Raw genomic sequence first — 19004 nt, forward strand, 5'->3', positions numbered from 1 at the left:
CCGACCGCCAGCAGACGTCCTCTCCCGTTGGAGCCTCACCGTGTCCGTCCTCGCCGTTCCCGGCTCCCCCGCCCTGCCCCCGCCGGTCTCCTCCCCGGTCTCCTCCACCGTCTGCTCCCCGGTCTCCTCCCCGGTCTTCTCGCCCGAGGGGATCACGGCCCGTGTCCGGCGGATCCGGGAGCCCGTCCACATCGTCAGCGGGCCGGACGGCCGGGAGCTGGGGATCGCGACCGGTGCCGTACCCGGCGGCGGTCCGGTGCTCGGGACGCTGCCGCCGCTGTACCCCGAGTGGCTCGGCGGCCGTACCTTCTGCGAGGCGCACGGGGTCCGCTTCCCCTACGTGGCCGGTGAGATGGCGGGCGGCATCGCGACCACCCGGATGGTCTCGGAGATGGCCCGGGCGGAGATGATCGGCTTCTTCGGTGCGGGCGGTCTGGCCTACCCCGAGGTGGAGCGGGCCGTGCACACGTTGGCGAAGGAGCTGGGAGCCCGCTCGAACTGGGGCGTCAACCTCATCCACTCACCGGCCGAACCGACCCTGGAGTGGCGTGTCGCCGAGCTGCTGCTGCGCTGCGGTGTCCCCCGGATCTCCGCGTCGGCGTTCATGGAGCTCACCCCCGCGGTCGTGCTCTGCTCGGCCCACGGACTGCGCCGGGGCGCCGACGGCTCCGTCGTCCGGCGCACGCGGCTGCTCGCGAAGGTCTCCCGGCCCGAGGTGGCGGAGAGGTTCCTCTCCCCCGCCCCGCCCGCGCTGCTGGCCCCCCTCGTCGCCCGGGGGAAGCTGACCCGCGAGGAGGCGGAGCTGGCGGCCCTGGTGCCGGTGGCCGAGGACATCACCGTGGAGGCGGACAGCGGCGGGCACACCGACAACCGGCCGTTGTCGGTCCTGCTGCCGAGGATCACCGCCCTGCGCGACACACTGTGCGGGCGGTTCGGCTACCACCGGCCGGTCCGGCTCGGCGCGGCCGGCGGTCTCGGCACACCGGACGCGGTGGCCGCCGCCTTCGCCCTCGGCGCGTCCTACGTGGTCGTCGGGTCGGTGAACCAGACGGCCGTCGAGGCGGGGCTGTCCGACGAGGCCAAGGCGATGCTCTGCGACGCGGACGTCTCCGACGTGGCCATGGCCCCGGCGGCCGACATGTTCGAGCTCGGGGTGAAGCTTCAAGTGCTCTCCCGGGGAACGATGTTCGCCCAGCGGGCCGGGCGGCTTCATGCCGCGTACCGGGCCCACGGCTCTCTGGAGGAGATCCCGCCCGCTCTGCGCACCGCGATCGAACGTGACGTGCTCCGCGCGCCGTTCGACGAGACCTGGCGGCGTACGCGCGCGTTCTGGGAACAGCGCGACCCCGCGGAGATCACCCGTGCGGAGGCCGACCCCAAACACCTCATGGCCCTGGTCTTCCGCTGGTACCTGGGCAGTTCCAGCCGGTGGGCGGTCACCGGGGAGGCGTCGCGGCGGGCGGACTACCAGATCTGGTGCGGGCCCGCGATGGGCGCGTTCAACCAATGGGTGGCGGGCACGTTCCTCGCCGATCCGGCGCACCGGACCGTGGTGCAGATCGCGCTCAACCTGCTCGAAGGGGCCGCCGTACTCACGCGCGCCCATCAACTGCGTACCCACGGCGTCCCGTTGCCGCCCGAAGCGTTCACCTACACGCCGTGCGAGCTGGCGTGAGCGGCCCTCGCGCCACCGAGGCGTCAGCGACGACGGCCCCGTCCGAAGGAGAGAACGTGTCCGGCTCCACCCCACGTCAGGTCCCCGTCGCCGTGGTCGGCGTGGGCGCCCTGGTCCCCGGCGCGACGGACGCGGCGGGCTACTGGCGGATCGTGACCGGCGGCCGCGACCTGATCACCGAAGTGCCCGCCTCCCGCTGGCGTGTGGAGGACCACTACGACCCGGATCCGGCCGCCCCCGACAAGACGTACGTCCGGCGCGGGGCCTTCCTTCCCGAGGTGGACTTCGACCCGATGGCCTACGGGGTGCCGCCCGCCAACCTGCCGTCGACGGACACGTCCCAGCTGCTCGCCCTGATGGTCGCCGACCAGGTGCTGACGGACCTGGGCGGCCTGGCGGGGGTGGACCGGAACCGGACCGGAGTCGTCCTCGGCGCGGCCTCCCTCGAACTCCTTCCGCACATGTACGGGCGCGCTCACCGCCCCCAGTGGCTCGCGGGGCTGCGGGAGAGCGGACTCGGCGAGAGCGAGGCGCACGCCGTGTGCGACCGCATCTCGGCCCACTTCGAGCCCTGGCGGGAATCGTCCTTCCCCGGACTGCTGGGCAACGTCGTCGCGGGCCGCATCGCCAACCGGTTCGATCTGCACGGCGTCAACCACACCACCGACGCCGCCTGTGCCAGTTCACTGGCGGCCCTGTCGACGGCGGTCGGTGAACTGTCCCTGGGCCGGGCCGACCTGGTGATCAGCGGTGGCGTGGACACCGGGAACGACATCGGCATGTTCCTGTGCTTCTCCAAGACGCCCGCGCTCTCCCCCAGTGGTGACTGCCGGCCGTTCTCGGCGGCGGCCGACGGAACCATGCTCGGCGAGGCGGTCGTCATGTACGCGCTGAAGCGGTTGTCCGACGCGGAACGTGACGGCGACCGGATCCACGCGGTGGTCCGGGGCATCGGCTCCTCGTCCGACGGCAGGAGTGCGGCGATCTACGCCCCGCTGCCCGACGGCCAGGCACGGGCGCTGCGACGCGCGTACGAGGAGGCCGGTTACGGGCCCGGGACCGTGGAGCTGGTCGAGGCGCACGGCACCGGCACGAAGGCCGGGGACTCCGCCGAACTGGCCTCGCTCCGCACGGTGTTCGGCGCTTCGGACCGTACGGACGGGCAGTGGTGTGCGATCGGCTCGGTCAAGTCGCAGATCGGCCACACCAAGTGTGCGGCGGGCGCGGCGGGGCTGCTCAAAGCGGTCATGGCCCTGCACCACAAGGTGCTGCCCCCGACGGTGAAGGTCGACCGGCCGAACCCGGCCGCCGCCGACCCGGACGGCCCGTTCTACGTCAACACCGAGACCCGCCCCTGGGTGCGGCCCACCGGTCACCCGCGCCGGGCCGCGGTCTCCAGTTTCGGCTTCGGCGGCAGCAACTTCCACGTCACGCTGGAGGAGTACGTACCCTCCGGCACCCCGGGGCGTACGGCCCCGCGCCATCGCTCCGCCCCGAGCGAACTCGTCCTGTTCAGCGGTGAATCCCCCTCGGACCTGGTGCTGCCGCCCGGGGCGGACGACGGCCGTCCACTGGCCGCCACGGCACGGGAGAGCCAGGCCTCCTTCTCACCCGCCGCCCTGATGCGGCTGGCCGTCGTCGCCACCGATGGCGAGGACCTGCGGACGCGGCACGCACAGGCCCTCGCGCTGATCCGCCGAAGCCCCGGCGCACCGTTCTCGACGCCCGCCGGTATCCGGTACGCCTACGGGGAGGCCGCCCCCGGCCGGATCGGCTTCCTCTTCCCGGGGCAGGGGTCCCAGTACGTCGGGATGGGGGCCGGTCTCGCGATGCTGGCCCCGGCCGCCCAGGCCGTGTGGGACCGGCTGGGCACCACCCGCTTCGACGGCCCGCCCCTGCACCGGGTGGTCTTCCCGCCGCCCGCCTTCACCGACGAGGAACGGGCCGCCCGGCGGGCCGTGCTGGATGCCACCGAGTGGGCGCAGCCCGCGTTGGCGGTGCACTCGCTGGCGCTGCTGGAAGTGGTACGGGAGCTGGGGCTGCGGCCGGACTGCGTGGCGGGGCACAGCTTCGGTGAGCTGGTGGCGCTGCACTGCACGGGCGCGCTGGACGCCGGGTCCCTGGTGGGTCTGGCCCGGCACCGCGGTGAGCTGATGCGGGACGCGGCGACCGTCCCGGGGGCGATGCTGGCCGTGGCGGCGGACCGCGCGCATGTGGCGGAGGTGCTGGCCGACGGCGGGTTCGGTGACATCTGGCCCACCAACCACAACTCCCCGCGCCAAGTGGTGCTTTCGGGATCGGTGGAGGCGATCGGGCGGGCCGAGAAGGCGTTCTCGGCCGAGGGCGTCGCCACCCGTCGGCTGGCCACGTCGACCGCCTTCCACAGCCCGCTGGTCGCCCCGGCCGTCGAACCGCTCACCGCGTACCTGCGCACGGTGCCGGTCGCCGGGCCCCGGATCGAGGTCTACGGCAACGCGGACGCGGCGCCCTACCCCACCACGTCCCCCGATGAGGTGCGCCGCCGGATCGCCCGTCATCTCACCTCCCCGGTGCTCTTCCAGGACCAGATCGAGGCGATGTACGCGGCGGGGGTCCGCACGTTCGTCGAGGTCGGCGCGGGCACGGCGCTGACCGGGCTGGTCGGGCAGATCCTCGGCGACCGCCCGTACGCGGCCGTGCCGCTGGACCGGCCGGGTCGGGCCGGGGCCGACACCCTGCACGCCGCGCTCGGCGAACTCGCCGTACGCGGTGTCCCCCTCGATCTCGACCCTCTCTGGGCGCCGTACGCCCCGCCCGGACCCTCAGCGAAGGAGCGCGAGCCCCGAATGACCGTCAAGATCAGCGGAGCCAACTACGGCCAGTCCCCGCCACCCCGCGCCGCGCCCGCCGAGCCCCCGGCCGCACCGGAACGCGAGCCGGAGCTCCGCCCCCACCCCGTCCCCGTACACGCCTACGCGTCCGACACCCCGGCGGTCCCCATGCCCGCGTCCCCTTCCTCCCCTGTCCCCACCCCGCAGCCGTCGGCGTACGGGACGGCTCCCGCACCCTGGCAGCCGGAGCCCGGGCCGGATCTCTCGCCGGAGGGGCAGGCCGGTATTCCTTACGGCTCCGGGGCCGACGGCGACTGGTTCGCCGCCGTCGCGAGTGTCCAGCAGCGGACGGCGGAGGCCCACGCGGCCTGCCAGCGCATGCTGACGGACAGCCACATCGCCTTTCTCCGGATGACCGAGACGACCCTGACCGCGATGCTCGGGGCGCCGACCGCCGGTCGGGTCGAGGACGTACCGGCCGCCGCGCCGCTGCCGCTCCCCCGCGCCTCGTCACCGCGGCACGCACCGGCACCTGTGGCCCCCACGGTTCCGGCCACGACCGGTGTCCCGGCAGCCGCCCCTCCCTCCGTGGTACCCCCAGCGGCCGTCGGGGCCGTAGCAACGCAGTCCCCCACACCGGAAGCGGCTCCGGCTCCGACTCCCGTTCCCGTTCCGGCTGCCGCTCCCACTTCGGCTCCGGCTCCGGCTCCGGCTGCCGCTTCCGCCGACGACGCGGTGTCCCTCTCGCCGTCCGAGCTGGAGGAGTTGCTCCTGTCGGTGGTGGCCCGGCTCACCGGCTATCCCACCGCCATGCTCACCCTGGACATGGAGCTGGAGGCGGATCTGGGCGTCGACTCCATCAAGCGCGTCGAGATCCTGTCGGCCGTACGCCGGGAGGCGGGTGACGTGGCGACGGGAGATGTCGGGCAGCTCGGCAAGCTCCGTACGCTGCGTGAGATCGTCGAGGCGCTCACCGGCGGCAGCCCCGCGACTCCGGGTCCGGAGGCCCGCGCCGTGCCCGGGCCCTTCCCGGGCCCCTCAGGTGACCACGAGCAGGCCGGGGCCTCCGCCACCGCCGAGGCCCCCGCCGCCCCGGATGTGTCCGAACCCCCTGCCCCGGGCGCGCGGGCACCGCTGACCAGGCTGGTACCGCGCGTGGTGGAGTCGTCGGCCTCCGGGCTGGCCACGGCGGGGCTGCTGGACGGGCCCGTCGTGGTGACCGGCGAGGGCACGGACGGGTCCGGTGTCGCCGATCTCGTGGCGCGGAGACTGACGGAGCGCGGCGTGGACGCCACGGCCGTGGCGGAGGTGCCGGACGGCGCCCGGGGTGTCGTGCACCTCGGCGCGCTCACCGCGAGCGGGGCGCCGGACGAGGCGCGGGAGGTCCACCGGTCGGCGCTCCGCGCGGCGCGCGCGGTGGCGCCACGGGCGGCCGCAGGCGGCGGGCTGTTCGTCGGCGTCCAGGACACCGGGGGCGACTTCGGGCTCGGCGGCCACGCGCCCGGCCGGGCATGGCTGGGCGGGGTCGCCGGTCTGGCCAGGACCGCGGCGAAGGAGTGGCCCGACGCCTCGGTCCGGGTCATCGACTGCGAGCGGGGCGGCCGGTCCGACGAGGAGGTCGCCGAGGCGATCGTGCGGGAGCTCTTCGAGGGCGGAGCCGACGCGGAGGTCGGCCTCCGCGCGGACGGTACCCGCGCCCTCCTGCGGATGGTGCCCGAGCCGGTGGTGCCCGGTGACACCCGGCGGATCTCCGGCGCCTCGGTGATCGTGGCCACCGGAGGAGCCCGCGGAGTGACCGCCGCCGCCCTGCTCGACCTGGCCAGGACCCACCGCCCCCACATCGTGCTGCTGGGTCGGACGGAGCCGGCCGCCGAACCCGCCGGGCTGGCGTCGGCGGCCGACGAACCCGCGCTCACCCGGCTGCTCGCGGAGCGCTCCGGCCCGGGGGCGGCGGACTCCTCGCCCGCCCGGATCGCGGAACGGGCACGGGAGATCCTGGCCGCGCGCGAGGTGCGGGCGACGCTGGCGGGGCTGGAGGCGGCGGGGTCCCCCGTCCGGTACGTCCAGGTGGACGCCCGCGACGGTGACGCCCTCGCCGCCGCCCTGCGCGATGTACGCGAGACATGGGGGCCGGTCACCGGCCTCGTGCACGGTGCGGGGGTGCTGGCCGACAAGCGGATCGCCGACAAGACCGACGAGCAGGCCGAGCTGGTGATGTCCACCAAGGTGGACGGTCTGCGGGCGCTGCTGGAGGCGACGGCGGACGATCCCCTGGACACGATCTGCCTGTTCTCCTCGGTGGCCGCCGTGTTCGGCAACCCGGGTCAGAGCGATTACGCGATGGCCAACGAGGTCCTTCATCAGGTCGCGTCGGCCGAGCAGGCCCGCCGCCCCGGCTGCCTGGTGCGGTCCCTGGCCTGGGGCCCCTGGCAGGGCGGCATGGTCACCCCGGCCCTGGCCGCCCGCTTCGGCCGGTCGGGGGTGCCGCTCATCCCCCTGGAGCAGGGCGCCGCGGCCTTCACGGCCGAGCTGGACGGTGCCGCCGGGGAGGCCCGCGTCGTCCTGGCGGCCGGGGACGACCCGGCGGCCCTGGCGCCGGGCGGTGAACCGCGCCGCGCGGAGCTGCTGGTCCGCTCGGACACCCTTCCGCAGCTTGCCGACCACGCGCCCGCCGGGGTTCCCGTGCTGCCCGTGGCGCTGGTCCTGAACTGGTTCGCGGGCGCGGCCACGGCCTGGCTGCCCGCCGCCGGTCCGCTCGTCCTGTGCGATCTGCGGGTGTACAAGAAGTACGCCCTGCCGGAGCTGTCCGGCGTGGGCCACCGGCTCACCGTGCTCGGCAGCCGGGGCACGCCCGGTTCACCGTCGGGGCTGGAGGCGGAGCTGCGGGGCGAGGACGGCGTGGCGCACTTCAGGGCCGTACTGGACACGGGGGCCGTACTGGACACGGGGGCCGTACTGGACACCGAGGCCGTACGTGACACCGGGGCCGGGGAGCCCGACGCGGCCGTGTGGGACACCCCGGACGGCCTGAAGCCCCTCGGCCGGGGCGAGCTCTACGACGGGAAGGTCCTCTTCCACGGCCCCCGGTTCCAGACCCTGCGCACGGTGCGCGGTGTCTCGGAGCAGGGAGCCGAGGCGACTGTCGCGGGCCTGCGCGCCCTGGAGTGGCCGGGTGAGCACGGGCCGCTGGACCCGGCCGCCGTGGACGGCGCGCTCCAGCTCTCCCTGCTCTGGGGTGCGGAGGTGCTCGGGGCGGCGACGCTGCCGATGGCCGTCGCCGAGTGCCGGGTGTACCGGCGCGGACCGGTGGACGCCACCGTGCGGTGTGTGGTGCGGGGGCGGAAGGCGCACGACACGGGGGCGCGCTGCGATGCGGCGCTGATCGACGCCGACGGTTCCGTACGGCTGGAACTGATTGGTGTCGAACTCGTCCGCCGCCCCTCCTGACTCCGTCCCCGGCGACCACCCCGCGCCCCTGCCCCGTCCCCGGCCGCCGCCCTGCCGTGAAGTGAGACCCGTATGCGTTTCGAACCGATCGCCGTCGTCGGCCGGGGCTGTGTGCTGCCCGGCGCGCTGGACCCGGACACGTTCTGGGAGAACATCGCCGCCGGGCGCATGAGCCTGTCGGCCGCACCGGCGGACCGGTGGCGGCTGCCGCGCCGCTGGGCCATGGGTTCCGTGGCGGACCACCTCGACCGCACCTGGACCGATGTCGGGGGTTACGTCCACGGGTTCGAGTCCGTCTTCGATCCGGGCGGCTTCCACCTCGCCCCGGAGCGCATCGCGTCTCTCGACCCGCTCTTCCACTGGGTGCTGTACGGGGTGCGGCAGGCGCTCACCGAAGCGGGGCGTACGGGCCCGCTGCCGCGCGGGGGGCTGGTGCTGGGGAACCTGTCGTACCCCACGACCGCCGGGGCGGCCTTCGCCGAACACGTCTGGCTCTCCGCCCAGCGGCCCGCGCTCCGGGACGCCCTGCTGACGGGTGAGCGCCGTACGCGCCCCGACGCCCGCAACCGCTTCTCCTCCGGGCTGCCCGCCCACCTCGCTGCCCGCGCGCTCGGGCTCGGGGCGGGGGCCTGGTCCCTGGACGCCGCCTGCGCCTCCTCGCTGTACGCGATCAAGCTGGCCTGCGACCGGCTGCACGACGGCACGGCCGACCTGATGGTGGCCGGTGCGGTCAGCCGCCCCGACCCCCTCTACCTCCACGTGGGGTTCTGCGCCCTCGCCGCGACGAGCCGCACGGGGCGCAGCCGCCCCTTCCACCGGGACGCGGACGGGCTGGTGCACGGCGAGGGTGCCGGGTTCGTCGCCCTGATGCGGCTGTCCCGGGCCCGTGCCGCCGGGCTGCCCGTGCTCGGTGTGATCCGGGGGGTGGGGCTCTCCAACGACGGGCGTGGCTCCGGCCTGGTCAGCCCGTCGGAGGAGGGCCAGGTCCGGGCCATGCGCCTGGCGTACGGGAGGGCCGGCGTCGCGCCCGAGTCGGTGTCGCTCATCGAGTGCCATGCGACGGGGACGCCGGTCGGGGACACGGTGGAGGCGCGCGGCATGGCCCGGGTCTTCGGGGCGGCCGACGACATGCCCATCGGTTCGGCCAAGTCGAACATCGGGCACCTGCTGGCCCCGGCGGGTGTGGCGGGGCTGCTGAAGGTGGTCGGTGCGATGCGTGCGGGGGTCCGCCCGGCGACGCTCGGCGCCGGGCGGCCGCTGGACGCGCTGGCGGGCACGCCGTTGCGGGTGCTGGCCGAGGCGGAGGAGTGGGCGGGGCCGCGCAGGGCAGCGGTCAGCGCCTTCGGGTTCGGCGGGACCAACGCCCACGTGATCGTCGACGATCCGGAGGACGCTCCCCCCTCCCCCGTACGGCGTGCCGGACCGGCCGCCGCCCCCGCACCGGAACCGGCTCCGGCACCCGCCGCTCCGGACACCACGGGCGCCCGGACTCCGGTGGCGATCGTCGCCATCGGGGCCCGGGTCGGTGAGGGAGCATCGGCCGAGGACTTCCGCCGGGCGGTGCTGGGCGGTGAACGGCGCGGTCCCGTCGCGGAGATCGCCGTGGAGCTGACGGGCCTGTGCTTCCCGCCACTGGCCCTGGAGCGGACCGTACGCCATCAGCTCCTGGTGCTGGAGGCCGCCCGGGAGGCCGCCGGGACGGTGAGCCTGCCGCGCGAGCGGACCATGGTGGTCATCGGTACGGGGGTGGACCCCGAGGTGGCCCGTGCCGGGGCCCGCTGGCGGGTTCCGTACTGGCTGGAGCGGTCGGGGGCGGCCGTCACCGCGCCGTCGGCGGATCTCGCCCGGGAGGCGTTCGCTCCGTCCATGACGGCGGAAGGTGTGGTGGGCAGCCTGCCCAACCTCGCCGCGAACCGCATCAGCACCCAACTGGACCTGGCGGGGCCCGGGTTCACGGTCTCCGCCGAGGAGGCGTCCGGGCTGGTCGCGCTGGAGATCGCGGCCCGGGCCATCAGGGCGGGTGAGGCCGACGCCGCTGTCGTCGGTGCCACGGACCTCTCCTGCGAGGCGGTCCACCGGTCCGCCCTGCGGGAGCTGGGCCGCGAGGAGGAGCCCGGGGACGCGGCCGTCGCCCTGGTCCTCAAGCCTCTGGACGCCGCGCGCAGGGACGGCGACACCGTCGTCGCCCTGCTGGACGAGGAGGCCGACGACGACCCCGACATGGTCATCGGCGACGGCCCCGGCGCGGTTTTCGACCCGTCATCGGCGTTCGGGCGTGCGCATGCCGCGTCCGGGCTGGTCTCTGTCGCGGTCGCGGCGGTCTCGCTCCAGCACCGCGCGGTGCCCCGCCCGGGCGGACCGGCGGACACCGCGGCCGTCGCCCGTACCGCGCGGGCCGTGGTCACTCCGCTGGAAGGGCCCGCCGCGAGCGTACGGCTGCGCGCGGGGGACGCCCGGCCGTGGCTGCGAGGCCCGGCCCCGCGCCTCCACGTCTTCTCCGGGGCCGACCGACAGGAGGTGCTGGCCACCCTGGAAGCCGGTACGGAGTCCTCGGCGGGCCCGGCCCGGCTGGCACTCGTGACCGACGGCGACACCCCATGGGCGGACCGCAGGGAAGCGGCCCGCCGCTGGCTGACGGAGGGCGGGGCCCGCCCGGCCGACGTGCTCTACCGGGACGGGCCGGTCCCCGGGCAGACCGCCTTCGTCTACACGAACGGCTCGGCCACCTACCCGGGGATGGGCCATGAGCTGACGCTCGCCCTGCCGTCCCTGGGCGAGCGGGTCCGTGAGGAGCACCGGGCGATCGGTACGCGGCTGCGGTCCCGGGCGGAGCCCGGAGTGCTCGGCCAGATCTGGGCCGCCGCCGAACTGGCCGTCTTCCACACCGTGTTCAGCCGGAAGGTGCTCGGGCTGCGGCCGGACGCGGCGCTCGGCTACTCCTCGGGCGAGTCGGCGGCGCTGGTCGCGCTGGGAGCCTGGCCGGACGCCTCGGGGCTGTACGAAGCCACCCGGGACAGCGGCCTGTTCACGACCGAACTCACGGGTGAGCTGCGGGCGGTCCGGCGCTACTGGCGGCAGCGGGGCATCCAGGGCGACCGGTGGTCGAGCTATCTGATCGCCGCGCCCCTGAAGGCCGTTCGCGCGGAGCTCGCCGGGGAGCGAGCGGTCCACCTGATGGCGGTGAACGCGCCGGGGGTCTGTGTCATCGGAGGCGAGTCCCGGGCGTGCGCGGCCGTCGCGGCCAGGCTCGGCACCGACCGGGCGATCGAGCTGGACTACGACATGGCCGCCCACGCCCCGGAGTTGGCGGAGGTCCGCGAGGTGTGGCGCACGGCCCATCACCGCCCCACCGTCGACGTGCCCGGGGTGCGCTTCTACAGCGGGGCCACCGGCCGGGCGTACCGGCCGACGGCCGAGCGGGCCGCCGAGGCGCTCACCGCCCAGGGGCTCGGCACGATCGACTTCGCGGCCACGGTCGAACAGGCGTGGGCGGACGGTGTCCGGATCTTCGTGGAGCACGGACCCCGGAAGCTGTGCACCGGCTGGATCAAGCGGGTGCTCGGCGACCGGGAGCATGTCGCCGTCGCGCTCGACACCCCGGGCGACACCGGGCTGCGGCACCTGTGCCTCGCGGTCGCCGAACTCGTGGTCGCCGGAGTGCCGGTGCAGGCCGACACGTTGTTCGCCCGGCTCGCGGAGGCCGCGACGGAGCTCCCGCGCCCCGGCCCGACCGTCACCGTTCCCGTACCCCCGTCTCCGCGCCTACCGCCCCTGGAGCCTGCTGTGACCGTTCTGCCCCGGGCCCCCGAACTGGCCCCGGTCCCGGACCGAAGCCCCGTCCCGACCGCCGTCGCCGTCCCCTCCCGTACCGACGAACCGCGCTCGCGACCACCTGCCGCAGGCGGCACGACAGGGGGCAGGACGGCGGCGGTCGCCCGACAGAGCCTGCGGGTCGCCGCGCTGCACGAGGAGGTCATGGCCGCGCACACCGAGGCCCATCAGCGGTTCCTGCGGCTGTCCGAGCTCACCGTCACAGCACTGACGACCACCGACGGGAGGATCCCTGCGCCCGTCCCCGTGCGGCTGCCCGCCCCCGACGCCGTACGGCTGACCGCCCCCGATCCCGTACGCCCGCCCGCCCCCACCCCACCGCATCAGACCACCGAACCTCCGCCCCACGCGCACTCCGCGCCGGGCCCGCTGCCGCTCCCGCTGCCCGCTCCCCCAGCAGAAGCGGCACCCGTACCGGATCCGAAGCCGGGACCGAAGCCAAAGCTGGATCCGACGCCGACGCCGACGCCGGGACCGGGTCCGAAGCCGGGGCCGACGTTCGACCGCGCCCAACTGGAGTACCTCGCCTCCCACGACATCTCCGCCCTCTTCGGCCCGCTCTTCGCCGAGCAGGACGGATACGCCGTACAGACCCGGATGCCCGAGCCGCCCATGCTGCTCGCCGACCGGGTCACCGGCATCGACGCCGTACCCGGGGCGCTCGCCCTGCCGGGTCCGGTCCGCACCGACGGGAGGATCTGGACGGAGACCGACGTCCTGCCCGACAGCTGGTATCTGGACGCCACGGGGCGGATGCCGGCCGGTCTGCTGATCGAGGCGGGCCAGGCCGATCTGCTGCTGCTCAGCTGGCTCGGCGTCGACCTCCTCAACCGGGGCGAGCGCGCCTACCGGCTGCTCGGCTGCGAGGTGACGTTCCACGGCGGTCCGCCGCAGGCCGGTGACACCCTGTGCTTCGAGATCCATGTGGACGGCCACGCGGAGGCCGACGGCGTCCGGCTGGCCTTCTTCCACTACGACTGTTACGTGGACGGCGAGCTGCGGCTGAGTGTGCGGGACGGCCAGGCCGGGTTCTTCACCCCCGCGGAGCTCGCCGGCAGCGGGGGTGTCCGCTGGGACCCCGCCGAGGACGCACCCGGCGACGGCCTGCCGCTCGACCCGCCGGCCGTGCGCTGCGACCGGACCCGTTTCGGCGCGGACCGGGTGCGCGCCCTGGCACAGGGGCGGCCCTGGGACTGTTTCGGACCCGGCTGGGAGGCGACGGCCGCCCACATCCGTTCGCCCCGGCTGGACGAGGGCCGGTTGCGGCTGGTGGACGAGGTGACCGCGTTCGACCCGGCCGGAGGACCGTGGGGCCGGGGGTATCTGCGCGCCGAGAGCTCGTTGTCCCCGGACGACTGGTTCTTCACCGGCCACTTCAAGAACGACCCCTGCATGCCGGGCACGCTGATGTTGCAGGGCGGTCTCCAGGCGATGGCGTTCTACCTGGCGGCCATGGGCTTCACCGTCGACCGGGACGGCTGGCGCTTCGAACCGGTCGGCGAGCACCCCAACAGGGCGATGTGCCGGGGCCAGGCGACCCCGGAGGCCCGGCGGGTCGTCTACGAGGTGTTCGTACGCGGCGTCTCGGCCGGGCCGGTGCCGACGCTGTACGCCGACGTCCTCGGCTCGGTGGACGGGGCGAAGGCCTTCCTGGGCCGCGACATGGCGCTCCGGCTGGTCCCCGACTGGCCGCTGTCGCAGTGGCGGCACTCGGGCCCGCCCGCCGTGCAGGCCGACGGGGTGCCGGTGCCGCTGCCACGGCTCGGCGGGCTGGCGGGACACCGCGAGGAGAAGGCGGTGGCCCGGGCGGCCGACGGCTTCCCCTTCGGCCGGGCCTCGCTGCTGGCGTGCGCCTGGGGCAGGCCGAGCGAAGCGTTCGGCGCCATGTACGAACCGTTCGACGGCACCCGCAGGGTGGCCCGGCTGCCCGGCCCGCCCTACCACTTCATGAGCCGGATCGTCTCGGTGGAAGGGCCCCAGGCCGGGATGCGGGAGGGCAGCGTCGTCGTCGCCGAGTACGACGTACCGGACCGGGCCTGGTACTTCGAGCAGAACTCCGGGCGCCTCATGCCGTTCGCGGTCCTCATGGAGGTCGCCCTGCAGCCCTGCGGGTGGCTGGCCTCGTACGTGGGCAGCGCGCTGACCAGCGAGACGGACCTGCTGTTCCGCAACCTCGACGGGTCGGGAACGGTCACCGGCGCGATCACTCCGGCGACGCGCACGGTCCGTACCAGGGCGGAACTGACGCGCGTCTCGTACGGCGGGGACACGATCGTCGAGTCGTTCCGGGTGACCTGCACGGCCGACGACCTGCCCGTCTTCGAACTCTCCACGGTCTTCGGCTACTTCCCCCGGTCGGCCTTCGACGACCAGCAGGGCCTGGCGACTTCGGCGGAGGACCGGGCCCGTCTCCACGAGCCCTGCGGCCGTACGGTCGACCTGACCGGCGCGCCCGCCCGGTACTGCGCCGGGGAGCTACGCCTGCCGGGCCCGATGCTGCTGATGCTGGACCGGATCACGGGCTACTGGCCGGACGGCGGAAGCGCGGGGCTCGGCCGGCTGCGGTCGGAGAAGGACGTCCGCCCGGATGCCTGGTTCTTCCGGGCGCACTTCTTCCAGGACCCGGTGCAGCCCGGCTCGCTGGGGATCGAGGCCATGTGCCAGCTGCTCCAGTTCCACCTGCTCGAAAGCGGTGCGGCCGACGGGGTCACCGACCCCCGATTCGACGCGGTGCTGCCCGGGCGCGAGGTGACCTGGACGTACCGCGGCCAGATCACCCCGGCCAGCCGTCTGATCCGGGTGGACATGGACATCGTGGAGACCGGCACGGACACCCGGGGCCCCTATGCCGTGGCGGACGCCTCGCTCTGGGGCGATGACATGTGCATCTACCGGGTGCGGGGGCTGGGGATGCGCGTGGTGCCGGGGACAGCGGCGACGGGAGGGACCTGACGAGCCCGGGCCCGCCGAGGTCAGGCGCAGCCCGGACACAGCCCCCGGTAGGTGATCTCCACCGAGCCGACGGTGAACCCGAACCGCTCGGCCTCGGGCAGGTCGCCGAGGGCGTCGCCGACCGGGTGGACATCGCGGACCGTGCCGCAGCCGGAGCACACCAGATGCTGGTGGGGGCGGCGCGCGTTCGGGTCGTAGCGCTTGGCACGGCCTACGGTGGAGACCTCCAGGACCTCGCCGAGCGCGACGAGCTCCCCCAGCGTGTTGTAGACGGTGGCGCGGGAGATCTCGGGCAGCAGTGTGGCGGCCCGCACATGCACCTCGTCCGCCGTCAGGTGCACATGGTCGCCGTCGAGGACCTCCGCGACGACACGCCGCTGCGAGGTCAATCGCCAGCCACGGCCCCGCAGCCGCTGAAGGAGGTCGCTCATCTCGTCTCACCTGCTCCGGTTCGCGGAGGGACGCGCGGTTCGCGGAAGGAGCCCACGACGCCACACCCCAGTCGCTACACTTTTAGTGCACTTCTTGACTTGGACGAAGTCCATCGTAGGATCGATCCCGGCGACATCCAAGAGACAAGAGACAGGAAGACTCCGGTACGGCAGCAGAGACATGCGACGGGACACCGCCGGTACCACCGCGCGGCGCCGCCCGTCGACCGAGCACCGTCCTCGTCGCATCGCCCCGGGACCGCCCGGTGCGGTGATCCGCGAGGCCCTCGGGCGGCGTACGGCGAGGTCCTGGCTCAGAGCGTGCCCCTTCTGCACGGCCCGAATCCTCCTCCCCCGTTCAGCGCCCCACGACCCGCCGGGTCCGGAAGGATTTCTCATGACCGACAACCACGAGTCGCATGTCTTCGATCCCGTCACCCCGGATTCGCCTGAGACGGCCGTCCCGGAGGTGCCCGAGGCGCAGGCGAGCGGGTGCCCCGTGGCCCACGGCCGCGCGCCGCACCCCACTCAGGGCGGGGGGAACCGCCAGTGGTGGCCGGACCGCCTCAACCTGAAGATCCTCGCCAAGAACCCGGCCGTGGCGAACCCGCTCGGCGAGGACTTCGACTACGCGGCCGCGTTCCAGGCACTCGACCTGCCCGCGGTGAAACGGGACATCGCCGAGGTGCTCACCACCTCGCAGGACTGGTGGCCCGCCGACTTCGGCAACTACGGACCGCTGATGATCCGGATGGCCTGGCACAGCGCCGGCACGTACCGCATCAGCGACGGCCGCGGTGGCGCGGGCGCCGGTCAGCAGCGCTTCGCCCCGCTGAACAGCTGGCCGGACAACGGCAACCTGGACAAGGCCCGCCGTCTGCTCTGGCCGGTCAAGAAGAAGTACGGCCAGGCGCTGTCCTGGGCCGACCTGCTGATCCTCACCGGCAACGTCGCCCTGGAGACCATGGGCTTCAAGACCTTCGGCTTCGCCGGTGGCCGCGAGGACGTCTGGGAGTCGGAGGAGGACGTCTACTGGGGCCCGGAGACCACCTGGCTCGACGACGAGCGCTACACCGGCGACCGTGAGCTGGAGAACCCGCTCGGCGCGGTCCAGATGGGCCTGATCTACGTCAACCCCGAGGGCCCCAACGGCAACCCGGACCCGATCGCGGCCGCCCGCGACATCCGCGAGACCTTCCGCCGGATGGCGATGAACGACGAGGAGACCGTCGCCCTCATCGCCGGTGGCCACACCTTCGGCAAGACGCACGGCGCGGGCCCGGCCGAGAGCGTCGGCGCGGACCCCGAGGGCGCCCCGCTGGAGGAGCAGGGCCTCGGCTGGCGCAGCTCGTACAAGTCGGGCAAGGGCGGGGACGCCATCACCAGCGGTCTGGAGGTGACCTGGACCAGCACGCCGACCCAGTGGGGCAACGAGTTTTTCCACAACCTCTTCGCCTACGAGTACGAGCTGACCAAGTCCCCGGCCGGGGCGCACCAGTGGGTCGCCAAGGACGCGGAGGCGACCATCCCGGACGCGCACGACGCGTCGAAGAAGCACAAGCCGCAGATGCTCACCACCGACCTGTCGCTGCGCTTCGACCCGGCGTACGAGCAGATCTCGCGCCGCTTCCACGAGAACCCGGAGGAGTTCGCGGACGCCTTCGCCCGCGCCTGGTACAAGCTGACGCACCGTGACATGGGCCCGATCCAGCGCTACCTGGGCCCCGAGGTGCCCTCCGAGGTGCTGCTGTGGCAGGACCCGCTGCCCGCGCGCACCGAGGAGCCGCTGGACGCCGCGGAGATCGCCGCGCTCAAGGAGCAGGTGCTCGCCACGGACCTGACGGTGGCGCAGCTGGTCTCGGCCGCCTGGGCCTCGGCCGCGTCCTTCCGGGGCAGCGACAAGCGCGGTGGCGCCAACGGCGCCCGGGTCCGTCTGGAGCCGCAGCGCGGCTGGGAGGCGAACGACCCGGACGAGCTGGCCCAGGTCCTGCGCACCCTGGAAGGTGTCCAGGAGTCCTTCGACGCCAAGGGCGGCAAGAAGGTCTCGCTGGCCGACCTGATCATCCTCGCGGGCAACGCGGCCGTCGAGCAGGCGGCCAAGGACGCCGGCGTCGAGGTACAGGTGCCGTTCACCGGCGGCCGGGTCGACGCCACGCAGGACCAGACGGACATCGAGTCCTTCGCCGCCCTGGAGCCCGCGTACGACGGCTTCCGGAACTACGTCGGCAAGGGCACCCGCCTGCCCGCCGAGTACCTGCTCCTGGACCGGGCCAACCTGCTGACGCTGAGCGCCCCGGAGACCACCGTCCTGGTCGGCGGTCTGCGTGTGCTGGGTGCCAACACGGGCGGCTCGAAGCACGGCGTCCTCACCGACCGCCCGGGCACGCTGACCAACGACTTCTTCGTGAACCTGCTCGACCTGGGCATCACCTGGAAGTCCACGTCGTCGGCCCAGGACGAGTTCGAGGCCCGCGACGCGTCCGGCAAGGTCAAGTGGACGGGCACCCGCGCCGACCTGGTCTTCGGCTCCAACTCCGAACTCCGCGCCCTCGCCGAGGTCTACGCGAGCGACGACGCACGGCAGAAGTTCGTGACGGACTTCGTCGCCGCCTGGACCAAGGTCACGAACCTGGACCGCTTCGACCTGATCTGACCGGCACACTCCGGCTGTGGGGCCGGTGCACACACGCACCGGCCCCACAGCCCGCCGCCTCGCTCACCATGGATCGATGTCCACCGACGAGTACAGGTGTACGTCCTTACGCGGGAAGCGACAGGGCATCCCCGGCGCCTCAGGGGCGCCACGTTCAGGCCAAGCCAGACCGCGCCCCGGTGGGCCCGCCCACGACCGTGAGCAGATCCACGACAAAGATCAGCGTCGACCCCGCCGGGATCAGCGGAGAGGGCGACTGCTTGCCGTAACCGAGACGCGGGGGAACGATGATCTCGCGCCGGCCACCGGCCTTCATCCCCCTCACCCCCCGGTCCCAGCCCTTGATGGCCTTGCCACCGCCCACGGCGAACTTGAACGGCCGGCCCTGCTCCCAGGAGGAGTCGAACTCCCTCCCGGACGCGAACGTGACCCCGACATAGTGCACCTGGACGACCCTGCCCGGCCGCGCCTCGGGCCCATCCCCCACCACGAGGTCCCGGACCGTCAGCTCGGTGGGCGCAGCACCCTCCGGAACCTTGATCACAGGCTTCGCCAGTTCGCTCATCACGGTCCCATCACTCGCCACCGGAACCCCTCGCACGGGCGGGCCGGACACATGGACCTTCCATGCGGCAGGCGATCACCGTACCGGCCGGCCAGACCCGCTGGGTGGCTACGCGGCCTTCGCCCCATGCCGCCAGACGGCATGCTCCAGTCCGCCCCTGTCGTGCCCGAGAAGCGCGGCGGCTTCCTCGTACACTGCGCGCAACTGACCGTACGGGAGATCCGGAACACCGGCTTCCACGGCGAAGGCGCGCAGATGTACGTCAACGGCGACGTGTGAACGGCCGACGAGATTGCCGATGTAGTCGATGCTCTTCGGTCCCACCCCCTTCACCGTGCGCAGAGCGGCGCGATGGGGCTGATGATCGAGCCACGTGCGGAGGTCCTCGCGGGTATCGACCCCGTGGGCAACGAGGAACTCGGTGATGGCGTGGGCCGTCGCGACCTTCCGGGCATGGTTGAACTTCATGGCCACGGCAAGGTCTTCCGTGGCGAGCCGGCTAGTGGTCCACGCGTCGTTCCGGACGGCCGTGGACGCTGACGGGAACGGTGGCGAGGGCAGAGATCCGGTTGACAGACCGCACACCACTGAGGACACGGCCACGGTCATGTCCCCTGCCGGGCTCCCCCGTTGGGGCTAT

The 19004-nt window shown here is 73.8% G+C and carries 7 protein-coding genes; 4 read left to right on the forward strand and 3 right to left on the reverse strand.

All coding sequences use genetic code 11. The features are described 5' to 3' along the window. Window positions 1–40 precede the first annotated feature (40 nt). The 3 genes from ACFW9Z_RS17650 (at window position 41) to ACFW9Z_RS17660 (ending at window position 14715) form a co-directional block, all read left to right on the forward strand. The gene (locus ACFW9Z_RS17650; protein WP_384641202.1) at window positions 41–1675 is read left to right on the forward strand and encodes a PfaD family polyunsaturated fatty acid/polyketide biosynthesis protein; all 1635 of its coding nucleotides are present in this window, start codon (window positions 41–43) and stop codon (window positions 1673–1675) included. Window positions 1676–1731: 56 nt separating this feature from the next. Further along, complete coding sequence (locus ACFW9Z_RS17655) at window positions 1732–7932, forward strand: SDR family oxidoreductase (RefSeq protein ID WP_384641205.1); 6201 nt, start codon at window positions 1732–1734, stop codon at window positions 7930–7932. Between the two features lie 72 nt (window positions 7933–8004). Then, window positions 8005–14715: a beta-ketoacyl synthase N-terminal-like domain-containing protein gene (locus ACFW9Z_RS17660; RefSeq protein WP_384641208.1), complete on the forward strand. Its 6711-nt coding sequence runs from the start codon at window positions 8005–8007 to the stop codon at window positions 14713–14715. Between the two features lie 20 nt (window positions 14716–14735). Here ACFW9Z_RS17660 and ACFW9Z_RS17665 read toward each other — a convergent pair whose 3' ends face one another. Next, a complete protein-coding gene (locus tag ACFW9Z_RS17665; protein ID WP_384641211.1) occupies window positions 14736–15146 on the reverse strand; it encodes a Fur family transcriptional regulator in 411 nt (136 codons plus the stop codon). A 397-nt stretch (window positions 15147–15543) separates the two neighbouring features. Here ACFW9Z_RS17665 and katG point away from each other — a divergent pair, with 397 nt between their 5' ends. Further along, a complete protein-coding gene (gene katG, locus ACFW9Z_RS17670; RefSeq protein WP_384641214.1) occupies window positions 15544–17799 on the forward strand; it encodes a catalase/peroxidase HPI in 2256 nt (751 codons plus the stop codon). Between the two features lie 154 nt (window positions 17800–17953). Here katG and ACFW9Z_RS17675 read toward each other — a convergent pair whose 3' ends face one another. Further along, window positions 17954–18364, reverse strand: coding sequence for an FKBP-type peptidyl-prolyl cis-trans isomerase (locus ACFW9Z_RS17675; RefSeq protein WP_384641638.1), 411 nt, complete (start codon window positions 18362–18364; stop codon window positions 17954–17956). Window positions 18365–18472: 108 nt separating this feature from the next. Next, window positions 18473–18838 (reverse strand): hypothetical protein, encoded by a 366-nt coding sequence (locus ACFW9Z_RS17680; protein ID WP_384641217.1) that lies wholly within the window; start codon window positions 18836–18838, stop codon window positions 18473–18475. Window positions 18839–19004 lie beyond the last annotated feature (166 nt).

It is taken from the genome of Streptomyces sp. NPDC059452 (genome assembly GCF_042750035.1).
Taxonomy (GTDB): domain Bacteria; phylum Actinomycetota; class Actinomycetes; order Streptomycetales; family Streptomycetaceae; genus Streptomyces.

Coding starts and splice junctions, on each gene's coding strand:
- ACFW9Z_RS17675 (WP_384641638.1), bottom strand. CDS start 18,364: ATGAGCGAACTGGCGAAGCCTGTGATCAAGGTTCCGGAGGGTGCTGCG.
- katG (WP_384641214.1), top strand. CDS start 15,544: ATGACCGACAACCACGAGTCGCATGTCTTCGATCCCGTCACCCCGGAT.
- ACFW9Z_RS17665 (WP_384641211.1), bottom strand. CDS start 15,146: ATGAGCGACCTCCTTCAGCGGCTGCGGGGCCGTGGCTGGCGATTGACC.
- ACFW9Z_RS17660 (WP_384641208.1), top strand. CDS start 8,005: ATGCGTTTCGAACCGATCGCCGTCGTCGGCCGGGGCTGTGTGCTGCCC.